This window comes from Leptospira sp. B5-022 (assembly GCF_000347035.1).
Taxonomy (GTDB): Bacteria; Spirochaetota; Leptospiria; order Leptospirales; family Leptospiraceae; genus Leptospira_B; species Leptospira_B cinconiae.
This window is the reverse complement of sequence record NZ_ANIJ01000047.1, coordinates 144,350-163,259: the sequence shown is the minus strand read 5'-3', so window position 1 is coordinate 163,259 and position 18,910 is coordinate 144,350. Positions and strand designations below refer to the sequence as shown.

General features: G+C 42.4%; 19 protein-coding genes. 9 read left to right on the top strand and 10 right to left on the bottom strand.

Annotated features, from left to right (window positions below; genetic code table 11):
* Positions 1-5: 5 nt before the first annotated feature.
* From LEP1GSC192_RS16990 to zigA, 4 genes are all read left to right on the top strand, one after another.
* On the top strand, positions 6-500 hold the full coding sequence (locus LEP1GSC192_RS16990; RefSeq protein ID WP_020771325.1) for an SRPBCC family protein: 495 nt from the start codon (positions 6-8) through the stop codon (positions 498-500).
* A gap of 533 nt (positions 501-1,033) precedes the next feature.
* Positions 1,034-3,442: a TonB-dependent receptor gene (locus LEP1GSC192_RS16980; protein WP_036090811.1), complete on the top strand. Its 2,409-nt coding sequence runs from the start codon at positions 1,034-1,036 to the stop codon at positions 3,440-3,442.
* 9 nt (positions 3,443-3,451) lie between these two features.
* Positions 3,452-3,841 (top strand): hypothetical protein, encoded by a 390-nt coding sequence (locus tag LEP1GSC192_RS16975; protein WP_020771099.1) that lies wholly within the window; start codon positions 3,452-3,454, stop codon positions 3,839-3,841.
* A gap of 87 nt (positions 3,842-3,928) precedes the next feature.
* Positions 3,929-5,125, top strand: coding sequence for a zinc metallochaperone GTPase ZigA (zigA, locus tag LEP1GSC192_RS16970; protein WP_020771101.1), 1,197 nt, complete (start codon positions 3,929-3,931; stop codon positions 5,123-5,125).
* Positions 5,126-5,191: 66 nt separating this feature from the next.
* Here the strand turns inward: zigA and LEP1GSC192_RS16965 are convergent, their stop codons facing one another.
* A complete protein-coding gene (locus LEP1GSC192_RS16965; protein WP_020771240.1) occupies positions 5,192-5,638 on the bottom strand; it encodes a methylglyoxal synthase in 447 nt (148 codons plus the stop codon).
* 39 nt (positions 5,639-5,677) lie between these two features.
* Here LEP1GSC192_RS16965 and LEP1GSC192_RS16960 point away from each other — a divergent pair, with 39 nt between their 5' ends.
* The gene (locus LEP1GSC192_RS16960) at positions 5,678-6,538 is read left to right on the top strand and encodes a hypothetical protein (RefSeq protein WP_020771313.1); all 861 of its coding nucleotides are present in this window, start codon (positions 5,678-5,680) and stop codon (positions 6,536-6,538) included.
* Positions 6,539-6,709: 171 nt separating this feature from the next.
* Here the strand turns inward: LEP1GSC192_RS16960 and LEP1GSC192_RS16955 are convergent, their stop codons facing one another.
* The 3 genes from LEP1GSC192_RS16955 to miaB all read right to left on the bottom strand — a co-directional run bounded on the left by LEP1GSC192_RS16955 (position 6,710) and on the right by miaB (position 10,748).
* A complete protein-coding gene (locus tag LEP1GSC192_RS16955) occupies positions 6,710-7,546 on the bottom strand; it encodes a hypothetical protein (protein WP_036090808.1) in 837 nt (278 codons plus the stop codon).
* A gap of 86 nt (positions 7,547-7,632) precedes the next feature.
* On the bottom strand, positions 7,633-9,402 hold the full coding sequence (locus LEP1GSC192_RS16950; protein ID WP_020771445.1) for an LptF/LptG family permease: 1,770 nt from the start codon (positions 9,400-9,402) through the stop codon (positions 7,633-7,635).
* Entirely contained in the window at positions 9,399-10,748 is a 1,350-nt protein-coding gene (miaB, locus tag LEP1GSC192_RS16945; RefSeq protein WP_036090804.1) for a tRNA (N6-isopentenyl adenosine(37)-C2)-methylthiotransferase MiaB, read from the bottom strand. The genes LEP1GSC192_RS16950 and miaB overlap by 4 nt, the downstream gene beginning before the upstream one ends.
* A 118-nt stretch (positions 10,749-10,866) precedes the next feature.
* Here miaB and LEP1GSC192_RS16940 point away from each other — a divergent pair, with 118 nt between their 5' ends.
* Positions 10,867-11,511, top strand: a complete 645-nt coding sequence (locus LEP1GSC192_RS16940) for a hypothetical protein (RefSeq protein ID WP_020771254.1) — start codon at positions 10,867-10,869, stop codon at positions 11,509-11,511.
* Positions 11,483-12,124, top strand: a complete 642-nt coding sequence (locus tag LEP1GSC192_RS16935; RefSeq protein ID WP_020771097.1) for a hypothetical protein — start codon at positions 11,483-11,485, stop codon at positions 12,122-12,124. Before LEP1GSC192_RS16940 ends, LEP1GSC192_RS16935 begins: the two co-directional genes overlap by 29 nt.
* A 165-nt stretch (positions 12,125-12,289) precedes the next feature.
* Here the strand turns inward: LEP1GSC192_RS16935 and LEP1GSC192_RS16930 are convergent, their stop codons facing one another.
* The 5 genes from LEP1GSC192_RS16930 to ribE form a co-directional block, all read right to left on the bottom strand.
* Complete coding sequence (locus tag LEP1GSC192_RS16930; RefSeq protein WP_020771444.1) at positions 12,290-12,925, bottom strand: hypothetical protein; 636 nt, start codon at positions 12,923-12,925, stop codon at positions 12,290-12,292.
* Positions 12,926-12,996: 71 nt separating this feature from the next.
* Complete coding sequence (locus LEP1GSC192_RS16925; protein WP_369750282.1) at positions 12,997-14,277, bottom strand: HEAT repeat domain-containing protein; 1,281 nt, start codon at positions 14,275-14,277, stop codon at positions 12,997-12,999.
* Between the two features lie 56 nt (positions 14,278-14,333).
* Positions 14,334-16,403: a tetratricopeptide repeat protein gene (locus tag LEP1GSC192_RS16920; RefSeq protein ID WP_036090799.1), complete on the bottom strand. Its 2,070-nt coding sequence runs from the start codon at positions 16,401-16,403 to the stop codon at positions 14,334-14,336.
* Entirely contained in the window at positions 16,351-16,815 is a 465-nt protein-coding gene (nusB, locus tag LEP1GSC192_RS16915) for a transcription antitermination factor NusB (RefSeq protein WP_020771510.1), read from the bottom strand. Before nusB ends, LEP1GSC192_RS16920 begins: the two co-directional genes overlap by 53 nt.
* A 2-nt stretch (positions 16,816-16,817) precedes the next feature.
* Positions 16,818-17,279, bottom strand: a complete 462-nt coding sequence (gene ribE / locus LEP1GSC192_RS16910; protein ID WP_020771361.1) for a 6,7-dimethyl-8-ribityllumazine synthase — start codon at positions 17,277-17,279, stop codon at positions 16,818-16,820.
* 47 nt (positions 17,280-17,326) lie between these two features.
* Here ribE and LEP1GSC192_RS16905 point away from each other — a divergent pair, with 47 nt between their 5' ends.
* Both LEP1GSC192_RS16905 and LEP1GSC192_RS16900 read left to right on the top strand, forming a co-directional pair.
* Positions 17,327-18,130 carry a hypothetical protein gene (locus tag LEP1GSC192_RS16905; protein WP_020771296.1) on the top strand — a complete coding sequence of 268 codons (804 nt, stop codon included), beginning with the start codon at positions 17,327-17,329 and terminating at the stop codon, positions 18,128-18,130.
* 95 nt (positions 18,131-18,225) lie between these two features.
* Entirely contained in the window at positions 18,226-18,612 is a 387-nt protein-coding gene (locus tag LEP1GSC192_RS16900) for a GxxExxY protein (RefSeq protein ID WP_020771309.1), read from the top strand.
* 82 nt (positions 18,613-18,694) lie between these two features.
* Here the strand turns inward: LEP1GSC192_RS16900 and LEP1GSC192_RS19860 are convergent, their stop codons facing one another.
* Positions 18,695-18,865, bottom strand: coding sequence for a hypothetical protein (locus LEP1GSC192_RS19860; protein WP_157186931.1), 171 nt, complete (start codon positions 18,863-18,865; stop codon positions 18,695-18,697).
* Between the last annotated feature and the right edge of the window lie 45 nt (positions 18,866-18,910).

Sequence of the window (18,910 nt, the reverse complement as noted above, 5' to 3'; positions counted from 1 at the left end):
TTCTCTTGATATTCGTTTGCCGTTCTGAATTCGATTGTAAGGTTTCCGAATTATTCGGATTTCATGCCGGACCGGACGGTTTTTCCGCCTTGGTAGGTTCTTCCAAAAAAGCAAAAGTGATTCTACCGCCTTCGTCTTTGGAACCCGGCTCGAAAGCAGTCGTAAGAGTAAAAGTTTTTCCCGGAATTTCTTTCCGTTGGGTTGCTTTGCATACCGAATTAGATCCTGGCAAACGTTTTGTCGATATCCAAGAATCGGGGCCATTTGCAAAATTTAAACATGAACATATTTTTATCCAAACCGGTGAAAACTCTTCGGTGTTAGAGGATAGGATCACCTGCACTCCACCTTGGTATTCAAATCACTTCTTGTTTGAGTTCCTCCTTGAAAGAATGATGAAGAATGAATTCCACATTCGGCATAAAATTACAGCCAAAGAGATCGGTTGTAATTTCAGGAACCAGTTCTGCGGAAAGGTAAAGCGGCCGCCTCAAGGTTGAGAATTCCCTATTCCTCAGAAACAGCCAGGTCCATTGACAGCGGAGGTGAGCAAAAAATTGCTTGCTTATTAATAACGATTTATCATTATTGAAAAAAATGGGATTCTTCGTAAAAAAACGAAAAAACGGACTTAGGTCCTTCTTTGCGTTATTCGCTTTTTGCGGCGGACTTCTGCTTACAAGCGTGCATTCCCACGCTGATATTTCCGAAAAGGGAATATTTTCCAAACATTCACCGAAAATTTCCTCGGAATCCTGTTTTCTTTGTATTCATATCCAAATCAATTCGGGTGCAAACCTTATCCAAGGATCTGCAACTGAACAACCTATTCGGGAATATAAGAAATTTATAATTCTCGCTTCTATTCCCGTTCAAATCTCCATACCGGGGATCTTGAAAGGCCGAGCTCCTCCTTTTTTCTCCTAATCAACGCGCATCTATCGCTTTCGGCGGTTTTGGCGTTCGCCATCCGTTTCGAAATTTACTTTGTATGTTGAAAACCCGACCTTAATAGGTCCGGAGTTTAGGAAGAATGAAAAGTACTTTATATAAATTTAATATATTAACCGTTTTTATCGCCTTGATTTTACCTTTCTCGGAAGTTTTTTCCCTGGATGTGAACGTCAAAGGGTTTCTTAAAGACCCGGAGGGTCGTCCAATTTCCGGCGCAAAATTGCTCCTTACGGAGAACAAGTTCATATCCAGGTCCGGAAAGGACGGAAGTTTCGAATTCCAACACGTTTCGCCGGGTAATTACACGTTAGTTGTTTCCGCACCGAACTATGAATTAAAAACGGAAAGATTCGAAATAAAGGATTTGGACAAGGTTTTGGATATCGTTCTAAAACCTTCTCTCTTGGAAGGTGTGGCAATCAACATCACTGCCAAAACTTTAGCTTCGGATTTTTTATCCACCCCACAACCCACCACGGTTCTTGAAGGAAGACAATTAGAAAGGTTACGCGGACAGAATGTTATGTCTGCTCTGGAAAATACTCCAGGTGCTTCGACTTTAACTACGGGAGCTGGGACTTCTAAGCCGGTAATCCGAGGTTTGACCGGCCAGAGAGTTCTTGTTATGACCGACGGTGTCCGACAAGAAGAACAACAATTTGGAGACGACCATACTGTCGATCTAGATGCATTTAACATTGATAAGATGGAGGTCGTTAGAGGTCCGGCTTCCGTTCTTTATGGTTCGGATGCGTTAGGAGGTGTGATTAACGTTATCCGTTCCAAGGCACCGACTGCAAAAGACGGCGCTCCTCGTTTGGGAGGAACTATATCCACGAATAGTTTTTCGAATAATAAACAAGACGCAGGTGCCATTTCCCTATTCGGTTATCATAAAGAGACCAACTTCGGCTACCGAGTACAAACGGATACAAGAAAGGCGGGCAGGATAACCACACCAAGGGGAACTCTTCCTAATACCGGCTTTAATGAAAGAAACGTAAACGCGTCTTTGGGAACGGATGGTTCCTGGGGGAATTTTTATGTGGATTCATTCCAGAGATACCAAGAACAAGATTTATATGATAACCCGAACGAGTCTCCCGGGGCAAGTGCATACCAAACAGTCTTTCATCAGAAAACTCATATGCATGCATTCTTCATCCTTCCCTTTGTGAACGTCGAATTGGATGCGGCCTATCAACGAAACAATCGAAGAGAGATTGAAGATAAGAATAGATATATGCCGATCAAGGATACTTTGTTGGATCCGTCTATCGATTCGTTCACAAAGGTAGCTTCCGCGTATCAAGTGAATAAATACGATTATAAGCAGGGTTTAAATCTCTCCTTAGACACCACAACGGCGGATGCGAAAGTCCATCATAAAGAATGGAAGGGTTTGAAAGGTACTGTCGGTATTTCCGGAATGCAGCAAAGAAGTAATACTATCGGGACGGAACCTTTGATCCCGGGTTACGGCCTGAGTAATATTGGATTTTTCTTATTCGAAGAGTGGAAGCTCGGGGATTTCAGTTTTTCCGCAGGGGCTCGAACTGATAAAAGAAGTATGGACGTTCGTGCGAATGCGGATTTAGGGAATTTGGAGCAAACCAGAAATTTTTCCGCGAGCACAGGAACTCTCGGGACTGTTTGGAGATTTGCAAAAGATTTCTCTTTGGCCTTAAATGCAGGTAGAGGTTTTAGGGCTCCCACTCCTTTTGAGTTATTCGCTAATGGAGTTCACGAAGGAAGCGGCAGATTCGAGATAGGTAAAGAAACTTTAAGACCGGAAACATCCTTGAACTACGATGCGTCCGTCCGTTTTGCGAACGATAAATTCCAAGCCGAGCTTAGTGTTTTTAGGAACAAGATCGATAATTACATTTATTCGGTAAGTGCAGGAGCCACCGACTCGGATTCCGGTTTACCGGTTTATAGATACCGACAAGACGCCGCTAAATTAGAAGGTGGAGAATTCAGTTTTCAAGCCCAGGCAGCTTCTTGGTTAGTACTAACGGGAGGTATCGATATCCTAAGAGCTACCATTCAGAAGAATATTCCGCCTGAAATCATTTTGAATCCTGCGGGCACCGATCCAAATTCGGTATATACGGACGTTAACAATAAGTATCTTCCGAGGATGACACCGAACAGAGCCCGTTTAGGTTTACGATTTACAACCGACAAACTTTTCGGGATCTCCAAACCTTACTTCTCCGTAAACGGCACTTTCGTTCAGTCCCAGTATAAAGTCGATAACAGGGAAACTCCCACCCAAGGTTATAATTTATACGATCTCGGCTTCGGTGGAGAGATTCCCGGCTTAACGAACGGAACCGAATCTGCAACTTTCGATGTGGCAGTTCTGAACGTTTTCGATAAGGAATACGTGAACCATCTAAGCCGTTACAAAGAATACGCTCTAAACCCCGGGACTAACGTTACCTTCAAGACAACGATCCCGTTTACTCTGATCTCAGAATGAGGAATTTTTATGGATTTTAGATCATTTACACTTTCTATCTTTATAATATTATTATTTTCCTACTGCACCTCCGATCCACAAACACAAAAGGAGAAGGAAGATTATCAAAATCAGTCTTTGATCTCGGCTGCATTAAACGGAGACCAAAGGTCCGATTGTGTCTACTGTTCAGACACTAGAGCCTTCGAAGGAAATTGTTCCTGCTATAAACAGATCCCCGTCTTTTCCTGTGCAGGTATTCCTTCCGGCAAAGGTAAATCTAATTCTTATAAGATCTCTTGCGACGAGTTGGTGGAATTAGGGACTTGGACTCAGGTATCTTCCGATTCTTATTCTTGCAGTTATCTGACCTGCCCTCCGGAAGCGTATAGGGCAGCGTTTACAGAAGAAGGTAAATAATAAGCTCCCCAAGCTTATCGAATCCAACCTTTTAAAATTGAATTAGTTCCGGAGGAAAAGCTCCGGGACATTGATAGGACTATTCATATGAAATTGGAGAAAAAACTCCCTACTACCGTATTGTCCGGCTTTTTAGGAGCCGGAAAAACTACCGTTTTAAATCACATACTAAAAAACCGAGAAGGGTTGAAAGTAGCGGTGATCGTAAACGATATGAGCGAAATCAATATCGATTCCTCTTTGATTAAGAACGGTGGAGCCGATCTGGTCAGGACCGAAGAAAAACTGGTAGAGATGTCTAACGGATGTATTTGTTGCACCTTGCGAGAGGACCTTCTGCTCGAGATCCGTCGCTTGGCTTTAGAGAAAAGATTCGACTATTTACTCATCGAATCGACAGGCATCTCGGAACCGTTACCTATTGCAGAAACTTTCACATTTAGCGATGAAGGAGGAGCTAGCCTTTCAGATTTCGCCAAATTGGATACTATGGTCACAGTAGTGGATGCATATCATTTCCTGAAAGATTACGGATCTTCCGATGGATTGGCGGATAGAAACCTGGCCTTAGACGCTACGGACGATAGAAATATCGTGGAACTTTTGGTTGATCAGGTGGAATTCGCAGATGTGATCCTTTTGAATAAAACGGATCTAATCACTGACGAGGAACTAAAAAAACTTCTACTTATATTAAGAAAACTGAACGCTACTGCAAAATTGATTCCTATCTCGGAAGGCCGCGTTCCTGTTTCTGGAATTCTGAACACGGGGTTGTTCGATTTTCAAAAAGCCTCGGAAAGTCCCGGTTGGCTACAGGAACTCAGGGGAACTCACAATCCTGAAACCGAAGAATACGGGATTTCCAGTTTCGTCTATCGCGCCAGAAAACCTTTTCATCCGGAAAGATTCTATCAAGCTATAGAATTCGAATGGGAAGGTGTGATCCGATCCAAAGGATTTTTCTGGTTGGCAACAAGGATGCAATATGCAGGGATCTGGTCCCAAGCAGGGATTTCCTGCAGAACGGAAATCGCCGGTCAATGGTGGTCTTCAACGGACTCTTCCTTATGGCCTAAAGACAAAGAGTCCAGAGAAGAAATCGAATCCGTATGGGAAGAACCTTATGGAGATAGAAGACAAGAGTTGGTGTTGATCGGGCAAAATTTAGATCGGGAAAAGATGACTAGAGTTTTGGACTCCTGTTTGGTGTCAGAGGAAGAATATGCAGGCGGACCGAAACTTTGGAAAACTTTTTCGGATCCCTTCGGATCTTGGGAATAAGTGTTTTACGATTTAGTTCCATTTCGATCCGTTTGAACGTACCATATCGAAAAATAAAAGTGATTCCTAATAGATAGGAAGACCCGTATTGTAATCGATCGTCGTTTTTTTATAAGAACTGGAGAGAAGGTCGGAAGAGATCAAGTAATCAGCGGACCTTCTATTATTTGCAATTGGAATATTATAAAGAACTGCGATCCTCAAAAGGGCCTTAACGTCAGGATCATGCGGTTGTGCGGTTAACGGATCCCAGAAGAAAATGACCACATCTATTTCTCCGTCTACGATCTTTGCACCGATCTGTTGGTCCCCACCGAGCGGTCCGGATAAAAATCTATGAACCGGTAGATCCGTTTTTTCATGAACGATCTTTCCTGTGGTCCCCGTCGCATAAAGATGATGTTTGGAAAGAATGTCCTTATGAAGTTGTACCCATTCCACTAAATCCTCTTTTTTATTATCATGTGCAATGAGTACGATACGTTTCGTTTTCGGGACTTCGGGGCTTTGCATATTGTGCTCCTAAATCAAATTCATCGGAAGCCTTTCCTAATGAAACCATTTTTATGGTTTATCTCTCGGAGTGGTTTCCCGATCCTAGTGTTAATGAAACTCGGCAAGCTTTCATTCTTAAGATATTTGTTCTTATTCTCATTGATCGCCCCCACTTCCTATCTATTTCCCCAAGAAGATCCGCATGATCGGCCTAAAAGGCTGGAGATCCTGATTCCTGAATCGGTGAAAGACGGCCCGTGGAGCGATGATCCCAACGAATTCAAGGATATAGATCTATTAGGAGATTTTTCTGAGGGTAATTCCAAACAGGCTTTGGAGAGAACGGAAGGTTACTTCTCCGCTGCATTGGACGGTTTCAAAAAAGTATCGGATAGTATCAAATCCAAGAGAGAAAAAGAAGAAGGCAAAGTCCTTGATTCGGAAAGATTTCCCTGGCAAAGAAAGACCAGGTTAGAGAACGCGGAAAGGCTTTGGAATAGGGAACTAACCAGAGCAAGATTAGATTCGGTCAAAAATTTATCTCTTGCTATGAAAAACCTGGATAAAATAGCGAACCCAAATATTAGAAAATCTGAATCTTTTCTTGAATTGCAAGCCGGCATCTATCGCGAATTCATTAAACACCAATATGCTTTAAAAAACTTCAATCAGTCTGCTGAATTTCTGGAGAAGTATATTTCCTTAGATCCTAAGTTTAACGACGAAGCGGAACCTCATCGTATTTTATCTCATTGCTACGAAAGGCTCTATCTTTCCGCTAAAAAGTCGGGTCATCCGGAAGGTATGGAATATTATAAGGATAGGAGAAAAAAACACGGGATATTATATGCAGAAAAAGCATACGGTAGGAACTCCTACGAATTCAAAAAAGTTTTGGAATTATTTGCAAGAGATTAAGTAAGCGCGTTTGTTGGAATTCCAACAAGGTTTATCAGAAGATAATTCTATTGCACGTTTTAAGAAAATGTGGTAAGGCGTATGCGATCTCCCACGAACCACTCCCCCCAAATCCCAATGCAGGGCGGGGGCGCCCCTTTGCCCGTATAGTAGGAGTTCCGACACTCAGATCTAATAATTTTCAGGAAGTCCTAGTTCTTTTCTAAGGCGTTTGTTTTCCTCGACCAGATCTTTGATTTCTTGTTCTGTATACTCGAACAATTTAGTATGAGCCTCGAGGATATTTTTCATCTCGATCTCTTCAATGCTGGAATATTCCAAGGCTCTTTCGGTTGCCTTTTTCAGCTCAAGCGCATGTTTTAATTCCATAGTTTTAAGGTTGTCTATGATCTCGGAAACTTTCAGCCTTTCGTGAAGTGTTAGAAGCTCTTGGTTCTTGAGTTCATTCACCCTTTCGATCGCTTTGTTGATATCTTCATTGTTCTTTTTGATCTTAGCTTCGAACTCAAGGATTGCATGAAGAGCTGCGTTTGCTTTATGAGCATCTTTGTATTCTTTATTGGCGAGTTCAAAAACACCTTCGAAAAACCCTACGTTTGCCAGGCAACTATTCCCGATCTCGTTGGCCACCATCTTGAAAAACTCTGTTTGGATCACTCTATCCAAGATGATCCTTAAAGACCTAGGCTGGACCGGATTTTCTAAAACTTCGGTTTTACCTTTAGGTGAAAGTTTATTATAAATTTCTTCCGCGTCCGGAGAAGAGATGATGGTAAGCGCTACAAACGGATGAAGTTCAAAACGTTTTAGGAAATCTTCCTTAATTTCTGCCCATTCTTTCAAATTAGTATTCACATAGAATACATTAATATCCTGAGCATCCAACTCTATCGATCTATAATCCTTTAACTGGACCTTACGCAGTTCGATATTAATTCTCGGATGTTTCCATATATGTACGGGGAATTCAGCTCCGGAAGTTATGTGCCAAATATTCGCGGTTTTCAAAGCCGACTCTCCCCCTTACTCGACGCCATAAATGAGACGCCGAAAGCCGATCCCGTCCTTCTAAAAAACGGAAATCAGTAACGATTTTATCGATTTCTCCATAAGGATAATTTTTTGAGTCCCTCTGTCAATTTTGTTTTTAGGAAAGAAAGGGGTCCTTCCATCCGGGCGAAAACGAGGGCAACCGGGGAAAAGAACTTAGCTAAGATCTGAAAGAAATTTACTACAGCGGGCGGAAAACGCATATCGGTTCGTTTTAACATAACAACAGAACCAATGATCGCGATCGCTATATTCCCACTCCATGGTCCTAGCCAAACCGGGAACTTGGAATTTTCGGAAATATTCGATCCGAATGTGAAAAGCGCCCAATACACAATGATCAAAACCACCGCCATTGTAAAACTCATCCCTTTTCCGGACCGTTTCACTACAAGGCCTAAAGGTAACGAGACTAAGGAAAAAATAATACAAGAAACAGGGATTGCGTATCTTCTCTGGATCTCCACATCGAATTGAGAGACTCTTTTTTTGGCCTCTTTTAATAAAGTAGTCAACTGAAGAACGATCGTAACACTCTGGGATTTTTGAGCATCCGAGATCGTTGGATCGTTCATGATATTTGGCAATTCCAATTGAAGCCGCAATACTCTATCTTTTAGATTTTCCGATCCATCCGAAGGAATTCCCATCTCTTGTAAAATTTCAAGTCCTGGGATCCTTTCCAATCTTCCCGCTTTGATATTATTTCTGATATCGATCAATGTCCATAAAGTGAATGAACCCGGATCCACATTGATGACTAGACTTTTTTTCTCTTCGGTTTTCGGAATATTATAATCCATCTCCCCTTTGCGGAGATCTCCCACCGAAAATTGTTGTTTAGCCCTATCCCATTCCAAGATCCAAGCGTCCTTCAAGCGGATGGATTTTTCGAATTCGCCATCAGGTCCCATTTTTTCCACCAAGGTACCCTTTTTAGCGGAAATAATTTGTGTAATATAAGATTCTCCTAATTGAATAGGACGGTTAGCTGCTCCCATGGAAAGAAGAAAGGGATCTTGGTTTTGCGGAATAAAAACAGTCCATTCACGGATCTGAACTCCGGAAAGTTCTCCCGTTTTCGCGTTCACACCTTCCGTATACATCGCAATCGCTTTTTCAGAACCTGCATTCTGCACCTGATCACCGGCAAACTGTCCCGGAGTTAATGCAAGAAGAGGGTTATAAGCCAAAACCCATTTATTGAACTCCGTCATTTTTCGGGTATTGATCGGAGAAAGATAGAAGCACAAGTAGGCAACGATAGCAGCTAAGAATATGCCGAACCCCACAAACACCACGTAAATCCGAGAGAATCCAATCCCCGCGGAACGTATCGCGGTAATTTCCGAGTCACCTGATAGCCTCCCCGCAGCCATCACCCCGCTCATCAAACAAGCCAATGGAGCAGTTGTAGGGAGAATGTTCCCCAACAGATAGCCGAAATAATCCAGAAGCCGGAAAGGATCCACACCCTTCCCCACAAAAAGACCGATCATACTTTTAAGTGCGATAGCCATATAGATGCTTGTGAAAAATAAAAGTGCGACTAAGAAAGAAGGAATAATTTCGGATAGAATATACCGGTCCAAGATCGGGATCCATCTCCAGAATTTTTCCCTGTCCGTATGAACAAAAAATCCGGGGGGAAGATCCGCAACGTTATGCACCCTTACGGAACGTAAATCTTTTCCTTCCGCTACTTTTCCGGCAGCTTCCGTTCCGAAACCTGTGGTATCAGTCCGATGAACTGCCTCGGACTTCTTTTTTTTTGGAGAGGAATCGCCTCCCGAAGTACGGGAGATCTTTTTCACTCGATCACCTCTCCTTTAAGAGTGGCGCTAGTGGCAAAATTGATTTTTACAGAGACCGTTTTTCCGATCAGAGATTCAACGCTAACATTCTCCGGAATTTTAAAAACCGTCATTCTTCCGCAAGGTGTGCGACCGCAAGCTTCCTTGGATGATTTTTTCGAAGCACCTTCCACCAAGATCGGGAACGTTTTTCCGATCCTGGCTTTGTTCTGTTCCAAAGAAATCGAGGTTTGAAGATCGACTAACTTGGTAAGACGTTCTCCCTTAACTTCTTCAGGTACGTCGTCCGGATATCTTTTCTGGGCGATAGTACCTTCTCTCTCCGAATACTTGAACATAAATGCCATGTCGAATCCGACCTTGCGGACCATATCCAATGTATCTTCGAATTGTTCTTCCGTTTCGCCGGGAAAACCTACGATAATGTCAGTAGTAAGGCCGACGTTCGGAACGATCGTTTTGATCCGATCCACCACTTCCAAAAATTCCTCTTTGGAATAAGTTCTTTTCATATTTTCCAATACATCCGTATTTCCGGACTGTAATGGAAGGTGAATATTAGGACAGAACCTTGGATTCTCAGCCATAAGTTCTAAAAGATGAGTCGGAAAATCTTTCGGGTGAGGAGAAGTAAAACGGATTCTTTCTATATCAGTTTCTTCTAATAGAAGACGAACAAGGCCTGTAAAGTCCACACCTTCCGACTTATAAGAGTTCACATTTTGCCCAAGCAAAGTAAGTTGTTTTACGCCTTGGGCTACAAGATCCCGGGTCTCTCTTACGATAGAATGAGGATCTCTGCTTCTTTCTCTTCCTCTTGTATAAGGAACCACGCAGAATGTGCAGAAATTATTACACCCCCTCATGATGGTTACGAATGCCTGAATGCCGTTTACAACTCTTGGCTCTATTTCGTCATAAGTTTCGATCTTAGAAAGACGGGTCAAAGAAACGGGTTGTTTATCAGAGCGAATTGTTTGGATAAGTTCGGGAAGTGTTCTATAATTATCCGGACCGACCACCAGATCTAAAGGAAGTTCCTGATGGAATAGATCGTCTCCCAAATTCTGGGCCATACATCCCAAGACTCCGATGACCAAGTCCGGATTTCTTTTTTTCAGATAACCGAGACTTTGGAGCCTTCCGTAAATTTTTGCATGAGCATTTTCACGGATCGCACAAGTATTTAAAAAAATAACGTCAGAAAGTTCAGGATCGGAAACCGTCTCGAACTGAGCGCCTTGCATCAAACTGGACACGATACCCGAATCGTACTCGTTCATCTGGCAGCCATAAGTTTCTATATAAACCTTACCGGCCTTTTTTTCTACTTCTAGAACGCTCATAGGCCCAGTTTTGGAGAAGTAAAGACCCTGTCAACCCGCTCGAAACCTTAAAAAAAAGTTTCCTTTCCTGCTGGAATCGGATCATAATCAGAATCAGAATCCTCTTAAGACGAATCAGATGAATCGATCAGGAACAGGACTCAGCCGCAAAACGGACTATTATGTATTATTGGGCCTTTCCAGAGACGCCTCTCCCCAAGCTGTGGATGAAGGTTTTTATCGATATGTACAAGGTCTAAAGGAACATTCCTGGGTACCCTGGAAGGACTCGGAATTGAGAGAAGGTGCGGAAGCATACTATCATCTGTCGGATCCCACTCGGCGCAAACGTTACGATTCTTCCTTAGATTATGAATTAGTGCTTCCGGATCCGGAAGGAGTGCCGGAAGAATTTGAAAGATACTTCGAGGTCCAAAAAATTTCCACGCCTAAGGAATACGAAAGATTATACAAACAATTCCTAATGCTAAAATATGAAAGAGAAGATAAACTCTGGATCTTTAGGGCTACGGTATATTTTATACTGGCTTGTTTTGCAATATTGGTGCTTTCCTCTCTCGTTTTTGTAGTATTCCAAAAAAACGGCTGGCTCTCCACGAGCGCAGACCTTTTCTATCGTAGATGGGGACTCTTATTTTCCTGCACGTTTCTGGGAACGGCATATATGCTATTTCGAGTATTCTATCTGGAAAAAGTGATCACAATAAGAGAGAAAAAAAGAGAAATAGAGCAGAATGAAGAAGTCTCGGACATCGGATCCTAAAGCATTAACGGAAGACGAAATACAATACTATTATACCTTACTTCAAGAAGAAGTAACCGAGTACAACTGTGGAAGTTTATGTGCTCCTTCAAACGGAGGGATTCCCGTATGTTGCCAGGCGGACAACGCACTCCCTGCATTGTATAAAGCGGAATACGAAATGTTATCCAAAAGAACGGACTTATGGAAAGCGTATGTTCCGATGACTAGGGAAGAAAAAAAGGATTTTGCCGTATATGATCACAGGAAAATTACGTTTTGTGAATGTAAAGGAGTGGCTCATTGTGAAAGAGAAAACCGCTCCATCAGCTGTAGGACTTTTCCCTTAGAACCATATTTAGACACAAGAGGAGTTCTGGTGGGATTGGTTTTTATGCAGGAATTCCAAACTAAATGTCCTCTAACCTCCAGGGCAAAGGACATCAGACAAGAATTCATAGACAATCACTTCCTATTCTGGGAAAAACTTCTATTTAGAGTGGAATCAGAATACGAAGTTTATACTGAATCCAGTAAGGCATATCGTAGGAAAAGAAAACGTACAGGTGCGGAATTTCCAATTTTATATCCAAGCCATCTCAAAGGGAAAGAATATCTGAAGCAGTATATTTAGAGAGAAACTTTGTTGGAATTCCTACACGGAGTAGCGGTAGGAAATATTGTTGTAAGTTTTAGTGAAATATGATAGAGGGGAACGAGCTCTCCCACAGGCCACTCCCCCCAATCCCAACGCAGGGTGGGGGCGCGCCATCACACGTTGGAATTCCAACATCCCACTCTAATACTCGAACAAAAATCTAAAAGTAAAAAGTTCATAACCCAGGATCTGAACTTCCAACGGATTCGGACCTTTTTGAAAACAGGACTCCGGAAATGCCGCTAACACCTTTTTGGTTTCTTCTTCATAAGAATTTTTAGGCTTCACTTTTGTAGTCGAGGAAGAAGATTTAGAATTTTCGAATTTGTATTTGGTGATCTGATTCTTACCGTCTTTTCCTCCGCCTTTTTCTACCGGGAAAAAATAGTATGTGTAAGGAAATTCTATCTTATCCTTTCCTTCACATTCTCCTAAACGAATACCGATCTCTCCCAAAATATCGACGGGACGATAAATCGTATTAGAGCGAATATCTATTAAGAACACCCGCTTCCCTTTCGGATCCCAACCCAAATCGGACCCCAAAATGCTCTCTTTGGAATTGGATGGGATCGTATTGTTATTAGGATCTTCTAATATATTTCTTAAAAGTTCGCCCCGAACTTCCCATACCCGAACATCATAGGCGCCTCTTTCTCTTTCAGAACGTTCCGCTCTTCCTTCTTTCCTTTCCCAGGAATCGTTCTGAATATATTTGCGCTCTAAAGTAGTTTTGCAGGAAGCGATTAATAATAAAAGAAGAAGTACAACTCGCATTCCCTAAACTCTCCGTGACTTCGTGTCTCTGTGTGAGAACACCTTGTGTCTCAACTCCCCCTCCGCGCCTCTTATTTGGAGACCTTAATGGAAATAATCTCTCTAATCGCTTTTTCCATTTCGGATTTCACTTCAGGAGTTTTTTCAATCACATACGCATCAAATAACGCAGGCAAACATTCCGGATCACCGATGATCCGAACAGTATCGACAGCTTGCAAACGAAGAGGAAGGTATTCTTTTTTATTATTCGAAGCAAATGAAATGAGAGCCGGAACGGAAGTTTTATCCTTGAGTTCTCCTAATGCTTTTAGAAGGGAAAGTTTTACATCGTTTACTTTTTCTTTCTCGAAGATACGTTTGAGTTCGTACGTTCCAGGATTGAATCCTAATTTTCCCATCACTTCCGCAGCCCGAGAACGAAGACCAGGATCCTTATCTCCGTCCAAAACAGTCAGTAACCCCTGACCGCCGCCGTGAGCACCAAGTTCCAAAAGTAAATCGATCAATCTGGCCTTGAGTCCTGGAACAGTTTCTTTCACTAACTGTTCCGAAACCGATTTGGCTCCTTGTTTATCGTTCAGGTAAAACAAAGCTTCCGTGCAGATCTTTCTCAAATCCGGGTTCGGCTCTGTAATCCCTTTATAAAAAAGTGAAATATACTGCCTGCTTTTTCTATTCTTGAGGATTTCCAAACCGTGAAGACGAACATCTTCATCCGGATCGGAGGCAGCCATTCTCGGAATATTTCCGCGGTTATCCGGAGTATTTGTTTTATTTAATACTGTAAAAAATCTTCTACGAAGAGCCGGAATATCGTCCGTTGCGAATTTACCGATCAAATTCTGGACCCTCTCGTCTTTGATCCAGATAGCGGACTCTAAAAAATATTCCCTATATACCGGATTAGTGGAAACTGCAAGATCCAAAACATGAGGCATCGCCCTATCGTCTTTGATCCCTTGCACATATCTGTAAGAGGATTGTCTCACTTCAAAATCAGTATGAGTGAGTCCCGCAATTACTGCATAGATCAGTCTTTTTTCCTTTTTTCGGTCTGCGAGTTCTAAGATCCTAGTTTGGATCTCCGTGTTTCGAGTGGTTTTAAAAACCGTGTCAAGTTCGTTTGCCCAACTGGGAGCAAGAGAATCCAAATCTTCCAATTCTACAAAAAGCGCTATCGATGCGAAGATACTATCTTCTCTTGCATCCGGTTCTGAAATAATTTTAGGAAGTTCTTTTACCAAATCCAAACGGTTCTTGGATTTGATCTCGGAGATTGCTTTAGCCTGGGATCTTCCTTTGGAAAAAACGGATTCCTTAAACGGATCCTTTTGTTCTTCGGCGAAAATATTCCCGCCGAAATTGAAAGTGAAGATTAGAACCAGAAAAAAGAATGGAATTCTTTTCAGAAAAGACCGTCCCTCTTGGAGGAATCCTCCAACGCGGCCGTTGCGGCACGCTTATTATCGTAAGCTTCCGTATTTGATGGATCTAAGTCTATTGCATTTTGGAAGGAACGAACCGCCTTTTTATATTCTCCGTTCTTATAAAATGCGACTCCCAGATAATTATAAGCGGTGGATGCAGTCTTAGGTTTTACTTCCGATCTTACGATCGCGGTCAACTCTTCGATCGCCTTTTCACGATCCAGAACGGAATTCGAATCCAACAGGATTTTAGAAAGAACTAAGCGCCCTTCGTAATCTTCCGGATCCATATGAGCGGAACGATATGCTTCGTCCTTCGCTCTATTTTTCATATCCGGATCCTTGGACTTGTTATATAGAAGTGCCAATTTTTTATGAGCCTGCTTGAGCTCACCTGCGTTCCTAGATCTATTCAAGACTTGTAACAGGATCTTTTCCGCGCTGGAAGATTCTCCAGTGCCCATGTATGCTTCCGCAAGTTTTAGGGCTACCTTGTAGTAATCTTCTTTTTGTTTAAAAAGTGCGGAATATTCTTCTATCGCTTCCCTATAAAATTTGTTTTCCAGATAATAATCACCCAAGGCTTCCTTAGGTTTAATATCATCCGGATCCAAATAGGATGCCTTACGGAAATTTTCGATGGCTTGGGTTCCGTTGCCCGTGTGTTTATAAACCAGGCCTAAATTATAATACGCCTTAGCATTTTTAGGATTTAGATCCAAGACTCGGTTCAGATAGGTAATCGCTTCTCCGTATCTTTCCATTTGGTCTAATACGACGCCTAAATTTAATAATGCAGTTTCTGTAAAACTATCTCCTGGTGTGGAGTCCACGATCCTTCGGTACGTTTCTTCCGCGGAAAGAAGGTCTCCCTTATTATAATAGGTTTCCGCAAGTTGGAAGAGAAGATCCAAATTGTTCGGATTATACTTCAGACCTTTTTGGAGCGCATTGATGGATTGCTCACCTTGGTTCAATTGCTCGAAACCTTCCGCAATAGAACGAAATAATTCAGGATCGTTAGAGCCGGCTTGGTTGGCAAGTTCCAGATATTTTACGGACTCTTCCAATTTACCGTTCTTTTTCAAAACGATAGAAAGATTGTACAATGCCTTTGCATCGTTCGGAGTTATGGTTGCCGCTTCTCTAAAATAATGTTCCGCAGAAACATAATCTCCTCGATTATAAGAAATATTTCCCAGATAAGAATTGGAAAGAGCTGCGAGTTTTCCGCCTCTTGCTCTCATCACCACAAGTTTGAAATGTTCTTCCGCTTGCGGGATCTCTCCTTTCTTAAAATAACTTAATGCAAGGTTATAGGTCAGATAAGGATCGTCCGGAGAAGAAGAAAGTCCTTGTTTATACGCATCTATCGCTGCGTCGGGATCATTGATCTCGTTAAAAAGATTCCCCGCCATAAGGGCGATCCGCGGATCGTTAGGCGCAATCTCCCTTGCTTTTAAAGCGGTGCTTCTTGCTGCGGAATTTTGACCGCTATGAGCATAAGCTAACGTTAAATTATAATACGCATATACGTTATTGCCGTCGAGAGTAATGGCCTTCTGCAACGAATCGATTGCTTGCGGAAATCTTCCATCTTCGTCGTAGATCACTCCGAGAACCGTTAAGGCCAATGACTTCTCCTGGCTTGTGGCCGGCCCCGTCAAAAATTCAGTGCAATAATCGAAGGACTGCTTTCTATAATTCTGTTTATATAAAGTAACACATTTAGTTAGAAGAGGATTATTTGTGCCGTCAGGAAGATAAGGTCTTTGTAATTCTTGGGCAAGACTTCCCTTAGGCATAAGAGGTGATTTACCGTCTGCAACACCGGTTCCGAAACCCGGTTTTCCTTCTCTGAAAAAAGAATACCAAATCGCAAGACCGATCAAAAGAAGAAGGGACGCTGCGAGTGCCCCCCAAGCAAATGCTGTCGGATTATAATGTCGTCTGGGACGAAACTCTTCCGGTTCGTCTCCGTAATAATAAGAAGGTTTAGGTTCTTCCGTCTCCAGGAAGATTCGGTTCTTGCGGATCGGGTTTTCCATGTCGGTTCGTCTCGTACTGAAGGATGGAGTCCAGGATCCCATTTATAAAAGGGACCGAATTCTCACTTTCAAATTCCTTAGTCAACTCGACCGCCTCGTCGATGGTGACCCTTGGCGGAATTTCCTTGGAATGCAATAACCCATAAATGGACAAACGTAGAATACATTTGTTCACCGGGGAAATTCTGGCAAAATCCCAATTTCTCGAGTACTTCTTGATGAGAGTATCGATTGTTTCCTCGTTTTTCACAACACCATTTATGATAGAAACGGCAAAATCCCTTTCTTCCGTTTCGATCTTTTTGTCGTACCAACGGAACTTCAGGACTTCCGACAATGCGGAATCTACCAGTTCCAACTGGTACAATGCCATTAACGCGATCTCTCTGGACTTCCTTCTGGAAGAAGACATGATTAAAGAAGTTTCAGTAGATTTGTCATTTCCACCGCAGTTAAAGCCGCCTCGTAGCCCTTATTACCTGCCTTGGTACCGGCTCTTTCGATGGCTTGCTCAATTGTATCCGTAGTTAAAACCCCGAAAATTACAGGCACGGAATATTGCACTCCGATGGAACCCACTTTGGCGGATTCTCCGGCCACAAAATCAAAATGAGCGGTAGCTCCTCGGATCACTGCGCCTAAACAAATGATAGAATCGTATTTTTTACTTTGAGCGGCTTTGGAGACCACGATCGGAAGTTCGTAAGCTCCCGGGATCCGTACCACTGTGATATCTTTATCTTCGACCCCTGTCGCTTGGAGTCCGTCTAGAGAACCTTTCAAAAGGCTTTCGACTATGAATTCGTTAAAACGGGAGACAACAATACAATGTTTTTGTCCCTTTCCGTCCAGCTTGGCTTTCAATTCTTGAGGCATCTGTTTCCTGGTTGCTTCTTATATCGAGAAAACACAAGTTACCCTGAGTGGCAACCGGAAAAGAAGCTTCCAAATCCAAATTCTGCATATTCCTGATCCTTGTCGGAATCCAGGTTTTCACCCTTTCTTCTTGTGAAACAATCCGATCTTTTTGGAAACCCAAAGACGCATTTTTAAAAAGTTTAGATCTACCGGATTGGGTCTTAGAATCCTCCATCAAGCTTCGAATATTCAACGATTCTCCCAATGTGATCAACCCGGAAGACGCAATGCCCGAAGACGATATCGCATCTTACGCAAACCAACTGAGAGTATTACTCGCAGTTTCACCTGCCGCCATGAGAGATATATACGAGATGGCAGGATGTTTGGACGGAAGCGATCTAATCAAAGTCCGCGGGAACAAAATGACGGATAGCGGAGAAGATATCTGGTTCGGAGTCTGTAAGAGCGGAGCCCAAGACGCGATCGTATTCCGAGTATTGGAGATGGGAAATAACCAACTCTATTATTTATACGAAGAAGAGTTGATCAAAACCTGGGATGAAGCCAAGAAGAATGCAAAAACAAATCCGGACAAGTCTATGAGACTCGCCACCAAGATCATAGAACATGAGCCTGCTCATCCGGGAGCCAGAAGATTATTGGGAAGTTTATATCTAAAGACAGGATATTGTCCGGGAGCGGTCCGCAATTATAGGATTTATCTTAGGATCCTTCCCCACTCACTTGAAAAATCTAAAATAGATTCTCTACTCAAAAAAAGCTGTGGGGATACGTTGGTCCCGAAAAAACCGGAACCGAAAGAATTTTCGGATGAATTGCCTACGTTAGAGGAATCCGGCTCTTAGTCTTTTTTTCGCACAGAGACCACAAAGATCACGGAGATACTAGAAAAAATACAATCAGAATAAACGTGTGAAGACCTGCATTTTTGGAGGTTCATATGCAAGGTCTAAAAATCGACGACATCACAGAGATTATCATCGGCTCTGCCTTAAAAATACATAAAGACATAGGTCCAGGTTTATTTGAATCTGTTTATGAATTCATTTTAGAGAAAGAATTACAAAAGCAAAATCTCCAGGTCGATCGGCAGAAAAATATAACATTTCGGTATGAAGATATTATTTTAGAGAATGCCTTTCGCGTAGATTTGCTTGTAGAAAATCGGATTATAGTAGAAGTGAAGTCCGTGGAAAATATCCTTCCGATTCATGCAAAACAAACACTTACATACCTGCGATTGATGAATTTACGATATGGATTGCTTATTAATTTTAATGAGAAATTGCTAAAAAACGGGATTACTAGATTAGTGAATGGTTATTAATAAAAGCTGTCTGTGATCTCCGTGTCATCTGTGCGAAACACCTCAGAGCCTCTTAATATCTCTCCGCGTCCTTTTCTGTGACTCAGTCTTTCACTCTAAGCACTAAAGTGATCTTGCCGTCCGCTTTTTCCACCACTTCGAAACCTTCTTCCCTTAGAGTTTTTTTGATCCGATAAAATCCAAGGTTCACGACTTTAGGAGGGTCGGATTTGCGGGAAGAAGAAGGGAAACGATTCGCAGAGGCATCCATCACTATTTAGTTTCGGCTCCAAGAAGCTTCGTCTTGACCTTGACAGAA